19 protein-coding genes are annotated in these 21,304 nt (G+C 67.0%); 9 read left to right on the top strand and 10 right to left on the bottom strand.

Going from position 1 to position 21,304, the window contains the following annotated elements; translation table 11 throughout:
• Positions 1 to 74 precede the first annotated feature (74 nt).
• Positions 75 to 635 (bottom strand): regulatory protein RecX, encoded by a 561-nt coding sequence (locus tag M2352_RS14590; protein WP_264665202.1) that lies wholly within the window; start codon positions 633 to 635, stop codon positions 75 to 77.
• A gap of 92 nt (positions 636 to 727) precedes the next feature.
• On the opposite strand from M2352_RS14590, the gene M2352_RS14585 reads away from it, so the two are divergent.
• The 5 genes from M2352_RS14585 to M2352_RS14565 all read left to right on the top strand — a co-directional run bounded on the left by M2352_RS14585 (position 728) and on the right by M2352_RS14565 (position 5,341).
• Positions 728 to 1,531 carry an ABC transporter permease gene (locus M2352_RS14585; protein WP_264665201.1) on the top strand — a complete coding sequence of 268 codons (804 nt, stop codon included), beginning with the start codon at positions 728 to 730 and terminating at the stop codon, positions 1,529 to 1,531.
• A 126-nt stretch (positions 1,532 to 1,657) separates the two neighbouring features.
• Complete coding sequence (locus M2352_RS14580; RefSeq protein ID WP_264665371.1) at positions 1,658 to 2,815, top strand: aspartate aminotransferase family protein; 1,158 nt, start codon at positions 1,658 to 1,660, stop codon at positions 2,813 to 2,815.
• Positions 2,812 to 3,726 (top strand): ornithine carbamoyltransferase, encoded by a 915-nt coding sequence (gene argF, locus M2352_RS14575; RefSeq protein WP_264665200.1) that lies wholly within the window; start codon positions 2,812 to 2,814, stop codon positions 3,724 to 3,726. Before M2352_RS14580 ends, argF begins: the two co-directional genes overlap by 4 nt.
• Before the next feature lie 27 nt (positions 3,727 to 3,753).
• Positions 3,754 to 4,710, top strand: a complete 957-nt coding sequence (gene hslO, locus M2352_RS14570) for an Hsp33 family molecular chaperone HslO (RefSeq protein WP_264665199.1) — start codon at positions 3,754 to 3,756, stop codon at positions 4,708 to 4,710.
• Positions 4,711 to 4,747: 37 nt separating this feature from the next.
• Positions 4,748 to 5,341 carry a YajG family lipoprotein gene (locus M2352_RS14565; RefSeq protein ID WP_264665198.1) on the top strand — a complete coding sequence of 198 codons (594 nt, stop codon included), beginning with the start codon at positions 4,748 to 4,750 and terminating at the stop codon, positions 5,339 to 5,341.
• 134 nt (positions 5,342 to 5,475) lie between these two features.
• Here M2352_RS14565 and odhB read toward each other — a convergent pair whose 3' ends face one another.
• The 5 genes from odhB to mdh all read right to left on the bottom strand — a co-directional run bounded on the left by odhB (position 5,476) and on the right by mdh (position 13,026).
• Complete coding sequence (odhB, locus tag M2352_RS14560) at positions 5,476 to 6,711, bottom strand: 2-oxoglutarate dehydrogenase complex dihydrolipoyllysine-residue succinyltransferase (protein ID WP_264665197.1); 1,236 nt, start codon at positions 6,709 to 6,711, stop codon at positions 5,476 to 5,478.
• Between the two features lie 38 nt (positions 6,712 to 6,749).
• Entirely contained in the window at positions 6,750 to 9,647 is a 2,898-nt protein-coding gene (locus M2352_RS14555; RefSeq protein WP_264665196.1) for a 2-oxoglutarate dehydrogenase E1 component, read from the bottom strand.
• Positions 9,648 to 9,774: 127 nt separating this feature from the next.
• Positions 9,775 to 10,650 carry a succinate--CoA ligase subunit alpha gene (gene sucD, locus M2352_RS14550; RefSeq protein WP_264665195.1) on the bottom strand — a complete coding sequence of 292 codons (876 nt, stop codon included), beginning with the start codon at positions 10,648 to 10,650 and terminating at the stop codon, positions 9,775 to 9,777.
• A gap of 1 nt (position 10,651) precedes the next feature.
• Complete coding sequence (sucC, locus tag M2352_RS14545) at positions 10,652 to 11,848, bottom strand: ADP-forming succinate--CoA ligase subunit beta (RefSeq protein ID WP_264665194.1); 1,197 nt, start codon at positions 11,846 to 11,848, stop codon at positions 10,652 to 10,654.
• 212 nt (positions 11,849 to 12,060) lie between these two features.
• The gene (gene mdh / locus M2352_RS14540) at positions 12,061 to 13,026 is read right to left on the bottom strand and encodes a malate dehydrogenase (RefSeq protein WP_264665193.1); all 966 of its coding nucleotides are present in this window, start codon (positions 13,024 to 13,026) and stop codon (positions 12,061 to 12,063) included.
• A gap of 242 nt (positions 13,027 to 13,268) precedes the next feature.
• On the opposite strand from mdh, the gene M2352_RS14535 reads away from it, so the two are divergent.
• Positions 13,269 to 13,673, top strand: a complete 405-nt coding sequence (locus M2352_RS14535) for a hypothetical protein (RefSeq protein ID WP_264665192.1) — start codon at positions 13,269 to 13,271, stop codon at positions 13,671 to 13,673.
• A 12-nt stretch (positions 13,674 to 13,685) separates the two neighbouring features.
• Here the strand turns inward: M2352_RS14535 and M2352_RS14530 are convergent, their stop codons facing one another.
• Both M2352_RS14530 and M2352_RS14525 read right to left on the bottom strand, forming a co-directional pair.
• Complete coding sequence (locus tag M2352_RS14530) at positions 13,686 to 14,915, bottom strand: DUF2336 domain-containing protein (protein WP_264665191.1); 1,230 nt, start codon at positions 14,913 to 14,915, stop codon at positions 13,686 to 13,688.
• Between the two features lie 214 nt (positions 14,916 to 15,129).
• The gene (locus M2352_RS14525) at positions 15,130 to 16,206 is read right to left on the bottom strand and encodes an IS5 family transposase (protein ID WP_264662801.1); all 1,077 of its coding nucleotides are present in this window, start codon (positions 16,204 to 16,206) and stop codon (positions 15,130 to 15,132) included.
• Positions 16,207 to 16,427: 221 nt separating this feature from the next.
• Between M2352_RS14525 and M2352_RS14520 the strand changes: the two genes are divergently transcribed.
• Entirely contained in the window at positions 16,428 to 17,339 is a 912-nt protein-coding gene (locus M2352_RS14520; protein WP_264665190.1) for a substrate-binding periplasmic protein, read from the top strand.
• Between the two features lie 251 nt (positions 17,340 to 17,590).
• A complete protein-coding gene (locus tag M2352_RS14515) occupies positions 17,591 to 18,202 on the top strand; it encodes a GNAT family N-acetyltransferase (protein ID WP_264665189.1) in 612 nt (203 codons plus the stop codon).
• A gap of 55 nt (positions 18,203 to 18,257) precedes the next feature.
• Here the strand turns inward: M2352_RS14515 and M2352_RS14510 are convergent, their stop codons facing one another.
• Positions 18,258 to 19,064, bottom strand: coding sequence for an RNA methyltransferase (locus M2352_RS14510; protein WP_264665188.1), 807 nt, complete (start codon positions 19,062 to 19,064; stop codon positions 18,258 to 18,260).
• A gap of 43 nt (positions 19,065 to 19,107) precedes the next feature.
• The gene (gene cimA, locus M2352_RS14505) at positions 19,108 to 20,745 is read right to left on the bottom strand and encodes a citramalate synthase (RefSeq protein WP_264665187.1); all 1,638 of its coding nucleotides are present in this window, start codon (positions 20,743 to 20,745) and stop codon (positions 19,108 to 19,110) included.
• Positions 20,746 to 20,915: 170 nt separating this feature from the next.
• On the opposite strand from cimA, the gene M2352_RS14500 reads away from it, so the two are divergent.
• Positions 20,916 to 21,299, top strand: a complete 384-nt coding sequence (locus M2352_RS14500) for a response regulator (protein ID WP_264665186.1) — start codon at positions 20,916 to 20,918, stop codon at positions 21,297 to 21,299.
• The last annotated feature ends 5 nt before the right edge of the window (positions 21,300 to 21,304 follow it).

The raw sequence follows: 21,304 nt of genomic DNA, 5'->3' as shown, positions 1-21,304 counted from the left end.
ATGCCCAAGTCCACAAAATAGAATTGTTATCGAATGGAGTGGTGCGTTGGAATTCATAGGTATTCGTTTCGGCGTCACTCCTCTTCCCCGTCCGTGTTTCCGTCGATGACGCTGCGGGCGGTGGCGTAATCGAAGCCGGCGCGTCCCAGGGCCGCCAGATCCTTGTCGCGCAGTGCGGCCCGCTTGTCCGGCGCGCGGAAGGGGCCCAGCCGGCGGCGGCGGGCCAGCGCCAGGGCGGCGGCGCGGTCCAGCGGCCCGTCGGTGTCGGCGTCCAGACCGTCTAGTGCCCGGTCCACCGCACCGCGGTCCACGCCCTTGGCCGCCAGCTTTTCCCGGATGGCGCGGGTGGAGGTGCCGCGGCGGTGCAGGCTGCCGGCCTTCATGTCGGCATAGGCGGCGTCGTTCAGCAGCCCGGCCCCGGTGTAGCGGCGAATCAGCGCCTCCACCCATCCCGCGGCCTGCTCCCGGTCCAGGCCCGGGTGGGCGCGGGCGGCGGCATCCACCTTGCGCATCAGCACCCGGCGGAAATTTTCCGCCGAGGTGGCGAAGCGTTCCAGGTAGCGCAGGGCCGAGCGTTCCAGCGAGTCCGGGGTCACGGGTCTGGGCGGGCGGGGGGGCTGGCGGGGGGATGGCATGGCGGCCCTTCCGTTGGTAAAGGTTGCTCCGAACCGGGGACCGGCCTAGGTTCCCGTCCCGTTCGACACGATGCGTTGGGTTCCGACAGGCGATGACTCACCCGCTTCCTCCCATGCCGCGCACCATCGGTTCCGTCAACTGGATCGGGCTGTGGACCCTCTATGCCCGCGAGGTCTGGCGGTTCGTCAAGGTCCATCAGCAGACCATCTGGGCGCCGGTGGTGACCACGCTGCTGTTCTACGCCGTCTTTGCGCTCGCGCTGGGCGGGGCGGTGCGCACGGTGGGCACCGTGCCCTATATGGAATTCCTGGCTCCCGGCCTGATCATGATGGCGCTGGCCCAGAACGCCTTTGCCAACACCTCGTCCTCGGTGGTGATTTCCAAGGTGCAGGGGAACATCGTCGATATCCTGATGCCGCCGCTGTCGCCCATGGAATTCGTGGCCGGCTTCGTGCTGGGCGGGGTGACCCGCGGCCTGGTGGTGGGGCTGGTGACCGCCGTCGCCATCGCGCTGTTCGTGCCGGTGCACGTGGCGCACCCCTTCTTCGTGGTGTACCACGCGGTGATGGCGGCCTCGCTGCTGGCGCTGCTGGGCTTCATCGGCGGGGTGTGGTCGGAGAAGTTCGACCACATCGCGGCGGTGACCAATTTCGTGGTCACGCCGCTGTCGTTCCTGTCGGGCACCTTCTATTCGGTGGAGAACCTGCCCACTCCGTTCTGGTGGGTGGCCCATTTCGACCCGTTCTTCTACATGATCGACGGGTTCCGCTACGGCTTCATCGGGCGGTCGGACGGCACGCTGGGTGTGGGTGTGGCGGTGATGCTGGGCATCAACGTGGCCCTGTGGTGGCTGGCGTGGCGCATGGTGCGCAGCGGCTACAAATTGAAGGCCTGACCGCCGAAATCGGTGCGGTGCGATTGACAGAAGGGGGTAATCCCCCGATAGTTCCCGTCCCCGGCGTGCAAGGGTGCCCGCCGGGCCTTTTTGCTTTTGGGAGTTTGTGCCGTGATTCCCGTCGTCATGCCCACCTATGCCCGTGCGGACGTCGTTTTCGAGCGGGGGGAAGGTCCGTATATCTTCGACACGGCGGGCCGACGATACCTTGACTTCGCCGCGGGTGTGGCCGTGAACGCGCTGGGTCACGCGCACCCCGCTCTGGTCGCCGCCTTGACCGAGCAGGCGAAGAAGATCTGGCACACCTCCAACCTGTTCCGGGTGGCGGGGCAGGAGTCGCTGGGCAAGCGGCTGGTGGAAAACACCTTTGCCGACACCGTGTTCTTCACCAATTCCGGTGCGGAAGCGTGGGAGTGCGGGCTGAAGGTCTGCCGCAAGTACCATTACGAGACCGGCAATCCGCAGAAGTGGCGCGTCATCACCTTTGAACAGGCGTTCCACGGGCGCACCACCACCGCCATCGCCGCCGCGAAACAGGAAAAGCTGGTCAAGGGCTTCGGCCCCATGCCCGACGGATTCGATCAGGTGGCGTTCGGCAACCTGAACGAGGTGCGCAACGCCGTCTCCGACGAGACCGCCGCCATCTGCCTGGAGCCGATCCAGGGCGAGGGCGGCATCCGCGAAGGTTCGGTGGACTTCCTCCGGGGCCTGCGCGCGGTGTGCGACGAATTCGGCCTGCTGCTGTTCCTGGACGAAATCCAGACCGGCATGGGCCGCACCGGCAAGCTGTTCGCCTATGAATGGGCCGGCATCACGCCGGACGTGGTGGCCTCGGCCAAGGGCATCGGCGGCGGATTCCCGCTGGGGGCCTGCCTTGCCACCGAAAAGGCGGCGGTGGGCATGACCGCCGGCACCCATGGTTCGACCTATGGCGGCAACCCGCTGGCCACCGCCGTGGGCAACGCCGTTCTCGATCATCTGCTGGCCCCCGGATTCCTGGAAAACGTGGAGCGGGTCGGTGCGTACATGCACGCCAAGCTGGAAGAGCTGGTGAGCCGCCGCGGGGCCGTGTTCAGCGAGGTGCGCGGCAAGGGGCTGCTGCTGGGCCTGAAGTGCGTGCCCGCCAACGGCGACGTGGTGGCGAAGCTGCGCGCCAACGGGATGCTGTCGGTTCCGGCTGGGGACAATGTTGTCCGTCTGCTGCCGCCGCTCATCATTGGCGAGGGGGAAGTGAACGAAGCCATCGCCATTCTGGACCGCACGGCGCAGGAGTTCGCCGCATGACGTCGCCCCGGCATTTTCTCGACATCCATCATTTCGACACGGCCACGCTGCGCGGCATCCTCGACCGCGCGGTGGCGATGAAGCGTGATCCGGCGGCCTATCGCACGCTGGCATCCGGGCGCACGCTGGCCATGCTGTTCGAAAAGCCGTCCACCCGCACCCGCGTGTCGTTCGAGGTGGGCATGGCCCAGCTCGGCGGCACGCCCGTGGTGCTGCGCAGCGACGAGATGCAGTTGGGCCGCGGGGAGACGATCCCCGACACCGCCCGCGTGCTGTCCCGTTTCGTGGATGCGATCATGATCCGCACCGGCGCCGAACAGCGCCTGCTGGAGCTGGCGAAATACGCCTCGGTGCCGGTCATCAACGCGCTGACCAACGAATCCCACCCCTGCCAGATCATGGCCGATCTCCAGACGTTCGAGGAACGTCTGGGGACCATCACCGGGCGCACGGTGGCGTGGGTGGGCGACGCCAACAACGTGGCGGCAAGCTGGGTTCACGCCGCGGTGCGGTTCGGGTTCGAACTGCGCCTGGCCTGTCCGCCCAGCCTGTGCCTGTCCGACAGTCTGGTGCAGTGGGCGAAGAGCGAGGGCGGGAACATCGTCCTGCTGGAAGACCCGGCAGAGGCGGTGCGCGGCGCCGATTGCGTCGTCACCGACGCCTGGGTGTCCATGAACCACACGGAAGAGGAGATGGCCGAGCGCTACGCAGTGCTGGGCCGCTATCAGGTGAACGATGCGCTTATGGCATTGGCCGCGCCGCACGCCATATTCCAGCATTGCCTGCCCGCGCACCGTGGGGAAGAGGTGACCGATTCGGTCATGGATGGCCATCAGTCGGCCGTCTGGGACGAGGCGGAAAACCGTCTCCACGCGCAAAAGGCGGTCCTGGCCTGGTGCCTGGGCCTCTGATCTCCTTATCCTTCGTGTGATGTACGGATGACCGAACCTTCTTCTGTGTCCACCCCCTCGGCGCTGGATGATCTGGTCCAGCCGTTCCAGATCGAAGCGTCCGCCCTGCGCGGGCGCATGGTGCGGCTGGGACCGACGCTGGACGAGATCCTGACCCGGCACGCCTATCCCGACACCGTGGCCCGCTTCCTGGCGGAAACCGCCACCCTGGCGGTGCTGCTGGCCAGCATGCTGAAGTACGAGGGGATTTTCACCCTTCAGGCCAAGGGCGACGGGCCGATGAAACTGGTGGTGGCCGACGTCACCTCCACCGGCGACGTGCGCGCCTATGCCCAGTTCGACGCGCAAGCGGTGGAGACGGCGGCGGAGGATATCGCCATCGCCCCGGCCCCGGCGCTGTTGAACAAGGGCTACATCGCCTTCACCGTCGATCAGGGGCCGAACACCGACCGCTATCAGGGCATCGTGGAGCTGTCGGGCAAGACCCTGACCGATTGCGTCCAGCACTATTTCCGCCAGTCCGAACAGATCGACACCGGCATCACGGTGGCGGTGGACCGGGACGGGGAGGGTGGCCCGTGGCGTGCCGGCGGCATCATGGTCCAGCGCCTGCCCGAACCCCAGCCGGGGCAGCAGGCGGTGCTGTCGGACGGCGACGAGGACGGGTGGCGCCGGGCCATGGCGCTGCTGGCCAGCGCCACCGCCGACGAGATGCTGGACCCGGCGCTCAAGGCCGGCGATCTGCTGTACCGCCTGTTCCACGAGGACGGCGTGCGGGCGTGGGCGCCCCATTCCTTGCGCTTCGGCTGCCGCTGTTCGCGACAGAAGGTGACGGACATGCTGAGTCGGCTGCCGCGGGACGAGGTGGCGGGGCTGAAGACCGAGGATGGACAGGTGGAAGTGACCTGTCAGTTCTGCTCCACCGCCTACCGCTTTTCCGACGCCGATCTGGATCAGCTTTACGGAACCGCGCCGGGGGCCTAAGCCCCCGGCGGTCTTATAAGCCGGGAGTATCCTTGTCGTGACCCGCCTTTTTGTGCTCCGCCGCTCGGTTCTGGGGGCGATGATGGTGGCGGCCCTGGCCGCCTGTTCCACCAGCCAGCCGCCGGTGACGGCGCGGCCCGTGGATTTCTCCAACTACGCGCCGATCATGCTGTCGGTGGCGTCGGTGAACGTGGTCGATGCCGCCCGCATTCCGGCGGGACAGGCGGCGGCCCCGGTGTCGCCGTCGCAGGCGGTGCAGTTGTGGGCGCAGCAGCGCCTGCGCGCCGCCGGCACCGGCGGTTCGGCCCGCGTGACCATCAAGGATGCCAGCCTGGTCGCCGTGCCGCTGCAAAAGGCCACCAGCGGTGTGAAGGGCTATTTCACCAACGATCAGGCCATGCGCTACGACGGCCGGATCGAGGTGGAGATTTCGGCGGAAGTGTCGGGTGCGGCCACCCACCGCGGCTCGACCAAGGCGTTCGTGACCCGCTCCACCACCACGGCGGAGAACATCACCCCGGCCAACCGGGATGCGACGCTGCAGGAATTGGTGTCGCGCATGATGGACGACCTGAACGCCCGCCTGGACGGCGGCATCCGCAAGGATCTGTCCTTCGCCGTCATGCGCTGAGGGGTTTTTCCGTCAAAAGAAAAGGGCCGGAGGCTGATGCTTCCGGCCCTTTTCTTTTGGGTTTCCAAAGGCCCCCCGGCCTTTGGCGGGAGGGGTGCGGGAGGGCAGCGCCCTCCCGCGTCCTTCTTGACCGATTACACGTCCAGCAGCAGACGGCGCGGATCTTCGATGCATTCCTTGATGCGGACGAGGAAGGTCACCGCTTCCTTGCCGTCGATGATCCGGTGGTCGTAGGACAGCGCCAGATACATCATCGGGCGGACTTCGACCTTGCCGTTGACCACGACCGCGCGGTCCATGGTCTTGTGCATGCCCAGGATGCCCGACTGCGGCGGGTTCAGGATGGGCGTGGACATCAGCGAGCCGTACACGCCACCGTTGGAGATGGTGAAGGTGCCGCCGGTCAGGTCTTCCATCGACAGCTTGCCGTCGCGGCCCTTCTTACCCAGCTCGCCGATCTTCCCTTCGATCTGGGCGAAGCTCATCTTGTCGGCGTCGCGCACGATGGGAACCACCAGACCCTGCGGCGTGCCGACGGCGACACCGATGTCATAGTAGTTCTTGTACACGATGTCGGTGCCGTCGATCTCGGCGTTGACCGCCGGGATTTCCTTCAGCGCCTGGATGGCGGCGCGCACGAAGAAGGACATGAAGCCGAGGCGCACCTTGTGGCGCTTCTCGAAGAAGTCCTTGTATTCGTTGCGCAGCGCCATGACGTTGGTCATGTCCACCTCGTTGAAGGTGGTCAGCATGGCCGCGCTGTTCTGGGCTTCCTTCAGGCGTTCGGCCACGCGCTGGCGCAGGCGGGTCATGCGGACCCGTTCTTCCTGGCCTGCACGCGGGCGGTCACCGGCGGTGCCGGCGGCCCACTGGTACTTGGCGGGGGCCGGGGCGGCGGCAGCCGGGGCCGGGGCGGGCTTCTTGGCGGCGTCGATGACGTCGCCCTTGGTCACGCGCCCGTCCTTGCCGGTGCCGGCGATGGAGCCGGCGTCCAGGCCCTTTTCGGCGATCAGCTTCTTGGCGGCGGGCATCGGCTCGTGGCCGCCCTTGGCCGGAGCGGCAGCCGGGGCCGCCGCCGGGGTGGGTTCCGGCTTGGCCTGGATCGGCTTGGCCACTTCCGAGGCGTTGGCGGCACCGTCGGACAGAATGCCCAGCACGGCGCCCACTTCGACGTTGGCACCTTCGGCGGCGATGATTTCCGCCAGGGTGCCGGCCGCCGGGGCGTTGACTTCCAGCGTCACCTTGTCGGTTTCCAGCTCCACCAGCGGCTCGTCGAGAGCGACGGCGGCCCCCGGCTGCTTCAGCCAGCGGGCGACGGTGGCTTCGGACACCGATTCACCCAGAGTCGGAACTTTGATCTCGGTAGCCATGTGTTCCTCTTAGCTTTCTTTTTTACTTGGGCGTGACGTTACGAACGGACGGTGAGCGCGTCGTCGATCAGCTTGGCCTGTTCCTGATTGTGGCGCTTCAGGAGACCGGTGGCCGGGGCGGCGCTGGCGATGCGGCCAGCGTAGACCGGGCGGCGGGCCTTGTGGTCGATGGCGGTCAGGCAATCCTCGATGCGGCGGTCAACGAAATGCCAGCCGCCCTGGTTCTCCGGCTCTTCCTGGCACCACACGACCTGCGCGTTCGGGTACTTGGCGAACTCGTTGGTCAGCGAGGTGCGGGGGAACGGGTACATCTGTTCCAGACGGACCAGGGCGACGTCCTTGATGCCGCGCGCGGTGCGCTCGGCCAGCAGGTCGTAATAGACCTTGCCGGTGCAGACCACCACGCGGCGGATCTGCTCGTTGCCCACCAGATCGGTGCCGGTTTCCGGCAGAACCCGCTTGAAGTGGCTGTCGCCGGTGAACTCCGACAGGTTGGAGATGCACAGCTTGTGACGCAGCAGCGACTTCGGCGAGAACAGCACCATCGGCTTGCGGTACGGACGGCGGACCTGACGGCGGAAGGCGTGGAACAGGTTGGCCGGCGTGGTGATGTTGCAGATCTGCCAGTTGTCTTCGGCGCACATCTGGAGGAAGCGTTCCGGGCGGGCCGAGGAATGCTCCGGCCCCTGGCCTTCGTAGCCGTGGGGCAGCAGCATCACCAGACCGGACATGCGCAGCCACTTCGACTCACCCGACGAGATGAACTGGTCGATGATGGTCTGGGCGGTGTTGGCGAAGTCGCCGAACTGGGCTTCCCACAGGGTCAGCGAGTGCGGCTCGGCCAGCGAATAGCCGTATTCGAACCCGACCACCGCGGCTTCCGACAGCGGGCTGTCGTGCACCTCGAACGCCGCCTGCCCCTCGCGGATGTGGTTCAGGGCGACGTACTTCGACTCATCCACCTGATCGTGGATGATGGCGTGGCGGTGGGAGAAGGTGCCGCGGCCCGAATCCTGGCCCGACAGGCGGACGGGGTTGCCCTCGGCCACCAGCGTGCCATAGGCCAGCGCTTCCGCCGTGGCCCAATCAATGCCTTCACCCGTTTCGATCGTCTTGCGCTTGGCGTCGAGCTGGCGGGCGATCTTGGGGTTGATGTTGAAGCCCTTGGGGTATTCGCAGAGCTTCAGACCCACTTCCTTCAGAACGTCCAGGCTGACGGCGGTGTTGCCGTGACGGTCATCGCCTTCCTTGGCGCCCTCCATCCCGCTCCACTTGCCTTCCAGCCAGTCGGCCTTGTTCGGCTTGAAGGCGTTGGCGGCTTCGAATTCGCCTTCCAGCTTCTTCATGAAGTCGGCGGTCATCTGGTCGGCTTCCGCCTGGGTCACCACGTTCTCCGCCACGAGCTGCTTGGCGTAGATTTCACGGGTGGTCGGGTGGCTGCGGATGACCTTGTACATGATGGGCTGGGTGAACGCCGGCTCGTCGCCTTCGTTGTGCCCGTGGCGGCGGTAGCACACCATGTCCACCACCACGTCCTTCTTGAAACGCTGGCGGTATTCGATGGCGATGCGGCTGACGTGGACCACCGCTTCGGGGTCGTCGCCGTTCACGTGGAAGATCGGCGCCTGCACCATCTTCGCCATGTCCGAGCAATAGATGCCCGAGCGCGAGAAGTGCGGGTTGGTGGTGAAACCGATCTGGTTGTTGATGATGACGTGGACCGTGCCGCCGGTGCGGTAGCCCTTCAGCTCCGACAGGCCGAGCGTTTCCGCCACGATGCCCTGGCCGGCGAAGGCCGCGTCGCCGTGCAGCAGCACGCCGCACACCTGTTCGCGGTCGTCGTCCTTGCGCTGCATCTGCTTGGCGCGGACCTTGCCCAGCACCACGGGGTTGACCCATTCCAGGTGCGACGGGTTGGCGGTCAGCGACAGGTGGACGGTGGTGCCGTTGAAGTCGCGGTCCGACGAGGTGCCCAGGTGGTACTTCACGTCGCCCGAACCCTGCACGTTCTCCGGTGCCGAGGGGTTGCCCTGGAATTCGGAGAACACGGCGTGGAACGGCTTGCCCATGAAGTTGGTCAGCACGTTCAGACGGCCGCGGTGGGCCATGCCCAGCGCCACTTCGCGCAGGCCCAGCTGGCCGCCGCGCTTCAGGATCTGTTCCAGCGCCGGGATCAGCGATTCACCGCCCTCAAGGCCGAAGCGCTTGGTGCCGGTGTACTTGATCTGCAGGAACTTCTCGAAGCACTCGGCGGCGGTCAGGCGGTCCAGGATGGCGCGCTTGCCGTTGACGGTGAAATCGGTGTGGTTGCGCCCGCCCTCGATGCGTTCCTGGATCCAGGCCTTTTCCTCGGGATCCTGGATATGCATGAACTCCACGCCGATGGTGCCGCAGTAGGTCTTGGTCAGGATGTCCAGGATCTGCCGCAGGGTGGCCGTTTCCAGGCCCAGCGAGTAGTTCAGGAAGATGGGGCGGTCGTAGTCGCCCGGACCAAAGCCATAGGTGGCCGGGTCCAGTTCCGCGTGCGGCTTGCGCTTTTCCAGGCCCAGCGGATCGAAATGCGCGTTCATGTGGCCGCGCACGCGGTAGACGCGGATCAGCATCAGGGCGCGGATGCTGTCCAGCACGGCCTGACGAAGCTGTTCGGGGCTGATGCCGCCGAAGGTGGCCTGGGTGTGGGCGATCAGCTTGCCGTTGCCCCGTCCGGCCACGGGCGCCTCGTCGTCCAGGCCGGCGGCGTCTTCTTCACGAAGCGTCCAGGAGGCACCGCGGAGTTCGTCCAGCACGGCGCGGGAGTCGTCGTCCAGCTCTTTGAAAAAGTCGCCCCAGCTCGGATCGACCTTGGCGGGTTCCTGCAGGTAGCGGGCATAAAGCTCGGCGACGTAAGTGGCATTGGTGCCGAACAGGAACGAAGACCTCTCCAGATTCACCGACATGGTTTTGCCTCGGGCGAAAGCGCCCGGTTCCCTTTTGCGTCCGTTGACGTGAAACAGGCGCCGCCAGCGTAGGGCGGCGCCCGCAAATGGAACGGCGCGGAAGAGGGTGTCTTCCGCGCCATCGCCATCAGCCCTTCATGACCTTCAGCATGGTCGAGCCGAGGCTTGCCGGGCTGTCCGCCACGGCGATGCCCACGCTCTTCATGAAGTCGATCTTGAAGTCGGCGGTGTCGTTGCCGCCCGACACCACCGCACCGGCATGGCCCATGCGGCGGCCCGGAGGAGCGGTACGCCCGGCGATGAAGCCGACCACCGGCTTCTTGGTGCCCGAATCCTTGATGAACTGGGCGCCCTTGACCTCGGCGTCGCCACCGATTTCGCCGATCATGATGATGCCCTCGGTCTCCGGGTCGTCCAGGAAGAGCTGGAGGGAATCGACGAAGTTGGTGCCGTTGACGGGGTCGCCGCCGATGCCGATGCAGGTGGTCTGACCCAGGCCGGCCGCGGTGGTCTGCGCCACGGCTTCATAGGTCAGCGTGCCCGAACGCGACACGATGCCGATCTTGCCACGCTTGTGGATGTGGCCGGGCATGATGCCGATCTTGCATTCGTCCGGCGTGATGATGCCGGGGCAGTTCGGCCCGATCAGGCGGGTGGCGGAGTTGGCGAGCGCGCGCTTCACGCGCACCATGTCCAGCACCGGGATGCCTTCGGTGATGCAGACCACCAGCGGGATTTCCGCGTCGATGGCTTCCAGGATCGCGTCGGCCGCAAAGGGAGGCGGCACATAGATCACGGAGGCGTTGGCGCCGGTCTTTTCCACCGCGTCGGCCACGGTGTCGAACACCGGCAGGTCGAGGTGCTTGGAACCGCCCTTGCCGGGGGTCACGCCGCCGACCATCTTGGTGCCGTAGGCGATGGCCTGTTCGGAGTGGAAGGTGCCCTGGGCGCCGGTGAAGCCCTGGCAGATGACCTTCGTATTGGAATTAACGAGAACAGCCATCTTACTTGGCCTCCTTCACGGCCTTGACCACCTTTTCAGCGGCATCGGCGAGGTTGTCGGCCGACAGGATCGGCAGACCCGATTCGGACAGGATCTTCTTGCCCAGATCGACGTTGGTGCCTTCCAGGCGGACGACCAGCGGAACGTGCAGGTGCACTTCGCGGGCAGCCGCCACCACACCCTCGGCGATCACGTCGCAGCGCATGATGCCGCCGAAGATGTTGACCAGGATGCCTTCGACGTTGGGGTCGGACAGGATCAGCTTGAAGGCCGCGGTCACGCGTTCCTTGGTCGCACCGCCGCCGACGTCGAGGAAGTTGGCCGGCTCGCCGCCGTACAGCTTGATGATGTCCATGGTCGCCATCGCCAGACCGGCGCCGTTGACCATGCAGCCGATGTTGCCATCGAGCTTGACGTAGTTGAGGCTGTGCTTGGCCGCTTCGATTTCCGACGGATCTTCTTCCGCCTCGTCGCGCAGTTCTTCCACGTCCTTGTGGCGGAACAGGGCGTTGTCGTCGAAGCTGATCTTGGCGTCGAGCGCCAGGATGTCGCCGCCGCCGGTGACGATCAGCGGGTTGATCTCCACGATCGAGCAGTCGAGATCCATGAACGCCTGGTACATGGCGGTCAGGAACTTCGACGCCGCACCCACCTGCTTGCCTTCCAGGCCCAGGCCGAAGGCGATCTTGCGGGTGTGGAAGCCGGAGATGCCGGACGCGGGATCGACCGGAACCTTGATGATCTTTTCGGGCGTGTTGTGGGCGACCTCTTCGATCTCCATCCCGCCTTCGGTCGAGGCGATGATGGTGACGCGGCCGGTGCCACGGTCAACCAGCATGCCGAGGTAGAGTTCGCGCTTGATGTCCGCGCCTTCCTCGACATAGATCCGCTTGACTTCCTTGCCTTCCGGCCCGGTCTGCTTGGTGACCAGAACGTGGCCCAGCATTTCGCCGGCGTTCTTGCCCACATCCTCGATCGACTTGACGACGCGGACGCCGCCCTTGCCTTCGGGGTTGTCCTTGAAACGGCCCGCACCGCGGCCGCCGGCGTGGATCTGGGACTTCACGACCCAGACCGGACCGCCCAGCTCGCGGGCGACGGTCTCGGCTTCCTGGGAGGTATAGGCAACGCCGCCGCGGGGCACCGCGACGCCGTACTTCTTCAGCAGGCTTTTGGCCTGATACTCATGGATGTTCATTGGGCGTCCATCTTGTTTATTAGGTCGGCTGACGATGGCAGGACGCGGGGGACTACGCCGCGCGGCACAGCCTTTGTACGAACGGTTCTAATCCGTTCGTCAAGCCGAGCCGGCGCCAGTGTACCACCATGGGCGGGAGGTTCAACCGTCCGCACCCATGATGGTCCCTTGACGTATCCCCCCTGACGGGCAAAAGGGGATGGAGCGCCTTATCAGGCGGTCTTTTCCGCCTGCTGCTTCTTGACGACCTCGACGAGCTGCTTCACAGCATCGACCGAGTGGTCGAACATCTTGCGCTCTTCGGCGTTCAGCTCGATCTCGACGATCTTCTCGACGCCGCCGGCGCCGAGGATGACCGGGACGCCCACGTACAGGTCGTTCTGGCCGTACTGGCCGGTCAGATAGGCGGCGCAGGGCAGGACGCGCTTCTTGTCCTTCAGGTAGCTTTCGGCCATTTCGATGGCCGAGGCCGCCGGAGCGTAGAAGGCCGAGCCGGTCTTCAGCAGCTTGACGATTTCCGCACCGCCGTCACGGGTGCGCTGAACGATGGCGTCCAGCTTTTCCTGGGTGGTCCAGCCCAGCTTCACCAGGTCGGGCAGCGGGATGCCGGCGACGGTGGAGTAGCGGGTCAGCGGGACCATGGTGTCGCCGTGGCCGCCCAGCACGAAGGCGGTGATGTCTTCCACCGACACGTTGAATTCGTCGGCCAGGAAGTAGCGGAACCGGGCCGAGTCGAGCACGCCGGCCATGCCGACGACCTTTTCCGGCGGCAGACCGGAGGCCTGCTGGAGCACCCACACCATCACGTCGAGCGGGTTGGTGATGACGATGACGAAGGCGTTGGGCGCGTACTTCTTGATGTTCTCGCCGACCGAGACCATCACGCCGGTGTTGATGCCGATCAGGTCGTCGCGGCTCATGCCCGGCTTGCGCGGCACGCCGGCGGTGACGATGATGACGTCAGCACCTTCGATCACGGAATAGTCGTTGCCGCCCGACAGCTTGGCGTTGAAGCCTTCGACCGGGGAGGTTTCCGCCAGGTCGAGGGCCTTGCCTTCCGGCATCCCTTCGGCGATGTCGAAGAGGACGATGTCGCCCATCTCCTTGAGGCCGGCCAGGAGGGCCAGAGTGCCGCCGATCTGCCCGGCGCCGATGAGCGCGATCTTCTTGCGTGCCATGGAGCATTCCCTGATGATGTGCGTCCCCCTTTCCGCGGAGGACCAACCAATTGGATGGGATGTTCTTCGGGGATCCAGCGCCCTGATGATTTAGGCCGGCTTCGTACCGCGAATCCGTGTTCAGGGCAAGGGCGGAAGGGCGCACGGAACAGGAACGAGGTATCAATTCCGATAAATCGTTCCAAAATGCTACGCTGTAGCGCTTTATATGACCCGTGGTCATACCAAAAAGGAGAAAGAGGATGTCTCGCCTCGCAACTGCCGGCGCCGCGCTTTTCGGCCTGGGACTCTTGGCCGCCCTGCCGGCGCAGGCCCAGACCGTGGCCGATTACCACGCCGCGCTGAAGGCGGCGCCGGTGGTGGATGTGCCGCTGCTCCAGGCCCAGAGCGCCTGCCGCCCGCTGCTGAACTACGCGGCCTCATCCCTGCCGGACGGGGAGATCAAGCGCCCGTGGCTGTTGTCGCTGCTGCCCGGCGGCGGTTCCGACGATCCCGATCTGGAGGCCCGCCGCGCCGCGTGCCTGGAAACCCGCAATCAGGCGGTCGCCGTCTTCAGCCCCGCCGGGTCCAACGAGGAAATCGTCACCCCGGTGCGCGAGCAGTCCGAGGAAGAACTGCGCCGCGCCATGGCACCGCCGATCCAGTAAGCCCGGTTCCGGTCAGCACATGGCCCCGTAATGGGCCAGTGACCGGCGCATGTCCGCGGGGGACAGGGGAAACTCGGTCCCCATGCGGGCGTTCAGCATCGACCGCGGGGCGATGCGCGCCACCCGCGCCTGCACCATCATGGCGCAGCGCATGCCAAATCCGCAGCGCCACACCAGCGCCGTGACCGCCCGCGGATTTCCCGATTCCAGGATGCGGGTGACCACCGCCGGGTCCACCCCCGACGCCAGCGCCAGGGCGGCATGGACGAATCCGGCCTCGTCCCACGACAGGGCATCGCCGATGGACGCCTCGTCCAGCCGGCCCAGACGGTGCAGCCGCACCGCGCGCCGTTCCGGCCCCTCCGCCGGGTCGCGGCTTTCGATCCAGTCCACCCGGCGGCGGACCGTGACGGCGATTTCAGCCACCGTGGCGTCGTCGAAATCGGGGCGGGCCTTCAGCGCCTCCACCACCGCGCGGTCCACGAAGGCCGCCAGCTTCACCGCCAGCCGCGGGGGAAAGGCCGGGCGGCGGGCCAGCTTGTCCCCCCAATCGGGGTGATGGCGGGCCTCGCTCGTCAGCCGTTCCAGCACCGGTTCGGGGATGATGGCTCCGGTGTTGTCCAGCAGAATGCCGGTGGCCGCCGCATCGCCCGCCCCGGCGATGGCCGAGGACACCGGCCCGTTGACCCGTGCCCGCCCGGCGATGGCGGCCAGCGCCCACCCCGCCGGATGGGCGGCGATGATGTCCAGCAGGTCGCGGTCGGGCAGGGCGGCGCAGCAGCGCAGGATCGGTTCGGCCACCGTCCGCTCCACATCCTGGGCCAACTGCCGCACCACCGGCGGCGGCGCGCACGCCACGTCCTTGATGGCGGAGGCCAACGCCGCGCGCACATGGACGATGTGGTCGCGGGCCAGCGCCTCCAGCGTGCGGCACACGGCCTGGGTGGCGGCGGAGCGGGTGTCGGCGGGCAGGCCGGGCAGCAGCCGGCACAGCTTGCGGGCCAGGGCGGCGCGGACGCTGCCATCCGCCGCCGGGGTGGCCGCCATGGGGCCGGCGGGAACCGGCAGGGCGGCGGGGGATGCCGGTGCCGATGCTGCGTCGGCGAACAGGTAATCCAGCGCCTCGGGTTCCAGCCCTGCGCTGCCGCCGTCCTCATGGCCATGATCCGCCGGGACGGAATCCAATGGCGCCGGCAGGGCCGGGAGCGTGGTGGACGGGGAGGGGTGGGCAGGGTGGATCACGGGAAGCACCGGACGGAAAAGCACGTTTCCAACCATGGGACCGCCGGAACGGTTAAGGACCGCCTAACAGGGCGCGGAAAAACGGACCGATGCGGTGGCATTGTCTCCGCTGAAGCTTGGAAATGGTGTTTTCGGGGCCTGTTTTGGTCTGGATGGCGCCTTTTTCCGCGCCCTCAGGCTCCTGGAGCCGCCATTCAGGCGGACTCCGGGATGATTATGCCGTTGTCAGCAGCTTGGGCAGACGGATCAGGTTATAGGCGGCGGCAGTCAGCGTGAACATCCAACCGACGCGGGCGGTGCCGCGGTGGCGGGTCTTGCGCAGCCCCGCCCCCTTGATCCAGCCGAAGACCTCCTCGATCCGCTTGCGGATGCGCAAGGACACGGCATAGCCGGGGTGACGGGTGGTCCGGCCATCAATGGCTGAGCGGCGGTTGCTGGTGTTCTGGGCAACGTGCGGGGTGGCGCCCAGGCGGCGCATGTTCGCCACGAAATCCTTGGTGTCGTAAGCCTTGTCGGCGCCCAGCGTGATGCGGTGGCAGCCGGAGATGGCCTCGACCATCGACACCGCCGCCTCGCGTTCGGCCAAGCCCGTAGCCGCCGTCAGCCGGACATCCACCACCAGAGCATGGCGGTTCTCCATCAGCGCGTGGCCCATGAAGGCCAGCTTCGCCGGCTGCCCGTTGCCCTTGCGGTAGAGACGCGCCTCGGGATCGGTTGTGGAGGCATGCGTTTCGTTGGACCGTTTCTCACCGTGAAAGTCGCGCTCGCCGTTGCGGCCCGGCCCCGGCGGCTCACCGCTGCCATCTTTGGGCCGGAAGCTCTTCACGCTGGCCCACGCCTCGATCAGCGTGCCGTCCACCGAGAAGTGCTCGTCCGACAGCAGCGCCTTGACCCGCGGCTGATCCAGCACGGTGGCCAGGAACGTGGCCGCCACATCCCCCGCCAGCAAACGCTCACGGTTCTTGGTGAAGACCGTCACGTCCCACACCGGGGCGTCCATCGACAGCCCGACGAACCAGCGGAACAGCAGGTTGTAATCAAGCTGCTCCATCAACTGGCGTTCCGAGCGCACCGAGTAGAAGGCCTGGAGCAGCAGCGCCCGCAGCAGCTTCTCCGGTGCGATCGACGGCCGCCCGATCTTCGAGTACAGACCCTCGAAGGCTGGCGACATCACCTCCAGCGCTTCATCCACGATGGCCCGGATCGCCCGCAACGGGTGGTTGGCCGGAACCCGAGCCTCACAGCTCACGTAGCTGAACAGACCCTCGCTGCGTTCGTCCGAACCCCGCATCGCCCCCTCGCCGGCCTCATTCTCTACGAAATGAGAGAATCACGACCGGCCAGCCGGGCATAGCCTTTTTCCGCGCCCTGCTAATGCGCCGGTCCCCCCTTTGGTGGTGTGGGCACGGGGGTGTGTCAATTGGAAGCGGTGCGTAATAACAATTACTAATGCACAACATAAGCCGGTCCACGCAAGATCGGCGGCGCGTCGGGAGCGCCGCGGGCAGGGGCATGGGGATTCGGTCGATGGCGGCAGGGGCACGGGCGGTGAAGAGGCTGACGGCGGCCGGGCTGCTGGTGGCGCTGCTGGGCATCCTGGCGGCGGCACCGGTGCGGGGCGATGTGGTGTCCCTGCGCTCGGACCTGTGGTGTCCGTACACCTGCGAACCCGATTCCGAGGAGCCCGGCTATGTGGTCGAAATGGCCCGTGCCGTCTTCGCCACGGCCGGGCACACGGTGGATTACCGCCTTCTCCCCTGGCCGCGGGCGCTGGAAGGGGTGCGCCGTGGCCTGTTCGGCGGCGCCATCGGGGCGACGGTCACCGATGGCCGGGATCTGGTCTTCGGGCGCGAACCCGTGGGCATGCAGATCAACGCGCTGGCCCTGCCCGCCGCCCGGCTGGCGGCGGGGGCGGGGTTCCGGTACACCGGGCCGGACTCCCTGCGCGGGCTGCGGCTGGGGGTGGCCATGGGCTACACCTACGACAATGGCCCCCTGGACGCCTATCTGCGGGAGGAGGAGAACGCCGGATCGGGCCGCGTGGTGTCGGCCCGCGGCGAGGATGTGATCGCCGCCAACCTGCGCCGGCTGATGGCGGGGCAGGTGGATGCCGTGCTGGATTCCGCCGCCGTCCTGTCTCAGGCCATCACCGACATGGGCCTGCAGGGCGATGTGGCGGTGGTGGAGATCGGCGCGGCGGTGCCGGTCTACATCGCCTTTTCCCCCGTCGATCCACGGGCCAGCGGTTATGTGGGGCTGCTGGACGCCGGCATCGCCCGTCTGCGGTCCAGCGGGGCGCTGGCGGCGATCCTGGCCCGCTACGGTGTGGAGGATTGGGCGGCCCGCCCGGCCCAGCCGGTCATGGGCCGCCCGGCAAAAAGCGAAGATCTCCCCCGCGCCGCCGAACGTCATAGAGGCCATTGAAGGGCTGTCACGAAGCTGTTATATCAGGCTTCCCCGAAACGACCGAAAGATCGGTCCATGCTGCGTCTGCATTCCATACGCATCCGACGACGTACGCACGCCGCGCTCAGCGCGGGCGCGGCGGTCCTTGGGTCGCGTGCAGACGCCGGGAGCTTCGGTCAGGGCTGATCCCCTCACCATCCGTCTCCGTCCGGCTGAAGGCGCGGCTTCGTCCCCCTTCCTCTTCCCCGAACGCCGGGAGACCCGTACCGATGATCATCACGACCGAAGGGCCGCAGCACGCTGCCGCCATCGAAGCCCTGCTCGACAAGGCGTTCGGCCCTGGCCGTTTCACCAAGACCGCCTATCGGCTGCGCGACGGCGTGGAACCGGTGAAGGATCTGTGCCTCGTCGCCATCGACCATGACGAGGACGGCAACGAAACCCTGGAAGGCACCATCCGCTATTGGCCGGTGACCATCGGCGGGACCACGCCGGCCCTGCTGCTGGGCCCCATCGCCGTGGCCCCCCACTGGCAGGGCGGCGGGCTGGGCAGCAAGCTGATCCGCATGAGCCTGAACAAGGCCGCGGCGGCGGGCCACCGGGCCGTGCTGCTGGTCGGGGATGCGCCCTATTACAACCGGTTCGGCTTCACCCGCGGCCTGACGCTGGGGATGTCGCTGCCGGGGCCGGTGGATCTCGACCGGTTCCTGGGGCTGGAGATGGTGCCGGGTGCCCTGACCGGCGTCACCGGCATGGTGGGGAGGGCCGAGGCGGTTGACGCCGGGTTTCCCGTTCCGTCAGGCGGTCTGACCGAAAGCCGGCCGGCCGGCGGCCTGTGGGTCGCCATGAGCCGGGCCGCCGCCAACCGGGTGGTTGCGTAAAACAAAAAGCCCCTTCCCGCCGGGAAGGGGCTTTTCCGTTGGGGGCGGGCTCCGCTCAGCCCTGGCCCTCGCCGTTGCCGTCCCCGCCGTCACGGCGCGACACCTTGGGCCGCCCGGTGAGCGCGGTCAGGATGCCGTGGAAGGTGCGGACCTCCTGCTCGGTCATCTGCATGCGCTCGAACGCGTTGCGGATGGTGCGGATCATGGACGGGCGCTTTTCCGGGGTGGTGAAGAAGCCGGTGGTGTCCAGCTTGCCTTCCAGATGATCGAAGAAGTTCAGCAGTTCCGCCTTGGTCGCCGGGCGGGTGGCGCCGGTGTGCAGCACCCGGTCGGGCGGGATCTCGCCGGTCTGGAACCACTCGTACCCCATCAGCAGCACCGCCTGCCCCAGGTTGAGCGAGGAGAAGGAGGGGTTGAGCGGCACGGTGATCAGCCGGTGGGCCAGCGTCAGGTCGTCGTTGACCAGCCCGGTGCGTTCCGGCCCGAACAGGATGCCCACCTTGTGCCCGGCGGCGTAATGGCCGCGCATTTCGGTGGCGGCCACGCGGGGGGTGACGAATTCCTGGATCATGCCGCGGGTGCGCACGGTGGTGGCGTACACCACCTCCAGATCCGCCACCGCCTCGGCGGTGGTCTCGTAGAGCGTGGCGTTTTCCAGCACCATGTCGGCACCGGAGGAGGCGGACACCGCCTTCTCGTTGGGCCAGCCGTCGCGCGGCTTGACCAGACGCAGGTCGGTCAGGCCGCAGTTCAGCATGGCGCGGGCGCAGGCGCCGATGTTCTCCCCCATCTGGGGATGAACCAGGATGACGGTGGGGCCGCCCAGAATGGACGGGCGGTTGGGATCTTTGCCGGAGGTCATGACAGGCCGATACGGGTGACAGCGGAAGATGCGGGAACGGGGGTCAGGGGGCGGTGCCCCGCCACGGCTCCACCCCATCCTTCAGCAACTTGAAGCCATAGGCGTCGAGCAGGGCGTCAACGGAGGCGTTGATGATATCGGTGGACACGCCCAGCGTCGCCCATTCCTTGCCGGTGGCGCTGTCGCGGGTGGTGATGAGCACGCGCGGGCGGGTGCCGCTGCCCACCCGTTCGCCCCGTTCGTTGGCGATGATGCGCACGCGGTAATCGGTCAGCGTGATGGCCTTTAACGCCGGGTAATACGGCTCCAGCGCCTTGCGCAGCGCGTTGTCCAGCGCGTTGACCGGCCCGTTGCCCTCCGCCGCTTCCAGGCGGGAATCGTCGTTGGGCAGGGTCATCTTCACCACCGCTTCCGATTCGGTGATCATGGCACCGTTCAGGCGGTAGCGCCGCTCGTCCGTCACCCAGAAGCGTTCCAGGGTGAAATAGCTGGGCACCGACCCGAAATGGCTGCGGATCAGCAGCTCCAGCGAGGCTTCCGCGGCGTCGTACGCATACCCCTCGGTGTCGCGGCGCTTGATCAGATCCACCAGCGACCCGATGCGGCGGTCGGCGGGGTCGATGTCCTGGATGTCGAAATCGCGCAGGCGGGCCAGCACGTTGGACCGCCCGGCCTGGTCCGACACCACGATGCGGCGGCGGTTGCCCACCGCGTCGGGGCGGACATGCTCATAGGTGTCGGGGTCTTTCTCGATGGCCGAGACGTGCAGCCCGCCCTTGTGGGCGAAGGCGCTGGCGCCGACGTAGGCGGCGTGGCGGTTGGATTCGCGGTTGAGGATGCGGTCCAGGTTGCGGCTGACCTCGGTCAGGCGGGGCAGGTCTTCGGCCTTCACCCCCGTCTGGAATCCCATCTTCAGGATCAGCGTGGGGATGAGGGAGACGAGGTTGGCGTTGCCGCAGCGCTCGCCCAGGCCGTTCAGCGTGCCCTGGATCATCCGCGCCCCCGCCCGCACGGCGGCCAGCGAATTGGCGACGGCGTTTTCCGTGTCGTTGTGGCAATGGATGCCCAGCCGGTCGCCGGGGATGCCGTGCGTCCCGACCACCTCGCGGACGATGGCCTCCACCTCGTGGGGCAGGGTGCCGCCGTTGGTGTCGCACAGCACGACCCAGCGGGCGCCGGCCTCGTACGCCGCCTTGATGCACGACGCGGCATAGGCGGGGTTGCGCTTGTAGCCGTCGAAAAAGTGTTCGGCGTCGAACAGCGCCTCTCCCTTGGCCGCGCGGGCGGCGGCAACGCTGTCGCGGATCAGCTCCAGGTTCTCGTCGCGCGGGATGCCCAGCGCCACATCGACGTGAAAGTCCCACGTCTTGCCCACCATGCACACGGCGGCGCAGCGGGCGTTGAACAGCCCGGCCAGGCCGGGATCGTTGGCGGCACTGCGCCCCGGCCGGCGGGTCATGCCGAAGGCGGTGAAGATGGCGCGGGAAAAGGCCGGGGGATCGGCGAAGAACTGGTCGTCGGTCGGGTTGGCACCGGGCCACCCGCCCTCCACATAATCAATACCCAGCGCGTCGAGATCGCGGGCGATGGCGATCTTGTCGGCGACCGTGAAATCCACGTCCTGGGTCTGTGCCCCGTCGCGCAGGGTGGTGTCGTAGAGGTAGATCCGCTCGCCCGTCATCGCTCGACCTTCATGACCTGTTCCCGGAACTTTCCGGGGGTTATATCCGGGTGGCATAGCCCCCCGCCGAAAGGCGGAGAATGGCGGAAGCGCTTGCGCTTCTCAACCGATTCCTGCGTAAAACAGGGGAGCGGCGACATGGTGACGAAAGGCCACGAGGCGACACGGCAATGCCCAACGACCTGATCATGGTCATCGACGACGAGCGTTCGGTGCTTCAGGCGCTTCACATCCTGCTGGAGGCGTGGGGGTTCCGCGTGCTGGCGGCGGAAAGCGAGACCGATGCCATCGACCGCATCGCCGACGCGGGCGAACCGCCGTCGCTGATCCTGGCCGATTACCGCCTGCGCGAGGGGCGCACGGGGCTGGAGGCGATCCAGCGCATCCTTGAGTCCGCCGGCCATCCCATCCCCAGCATCATCATCACCGGCGACACCAGCACCGAGGCTCTGGACGAGGCGCGGGCCCGTGGCGTGCCGGTGCTGCAAAAGCCGGTGATGCCGCCCTACCTGCACAGCATGGTGACCCAGGCGCTGCGGCAGGCGGGGGGGTGACGCGG

Source organism: Azospirillum fermentarium (assembly GCF_025961205.1).
GTDB classification, from domain to species: Bacteria; Pseudomonadota; Alphaproteobacteria; order Azospirillales; family Azospirillaceae; genus Azospirillum; species Azospirillum fermentarium.
The sequence above is the reverse complement of the archived record's forward strand: the minus strand, read 5'-3'. Positions and strand labels throughout refer to the sequence as shown.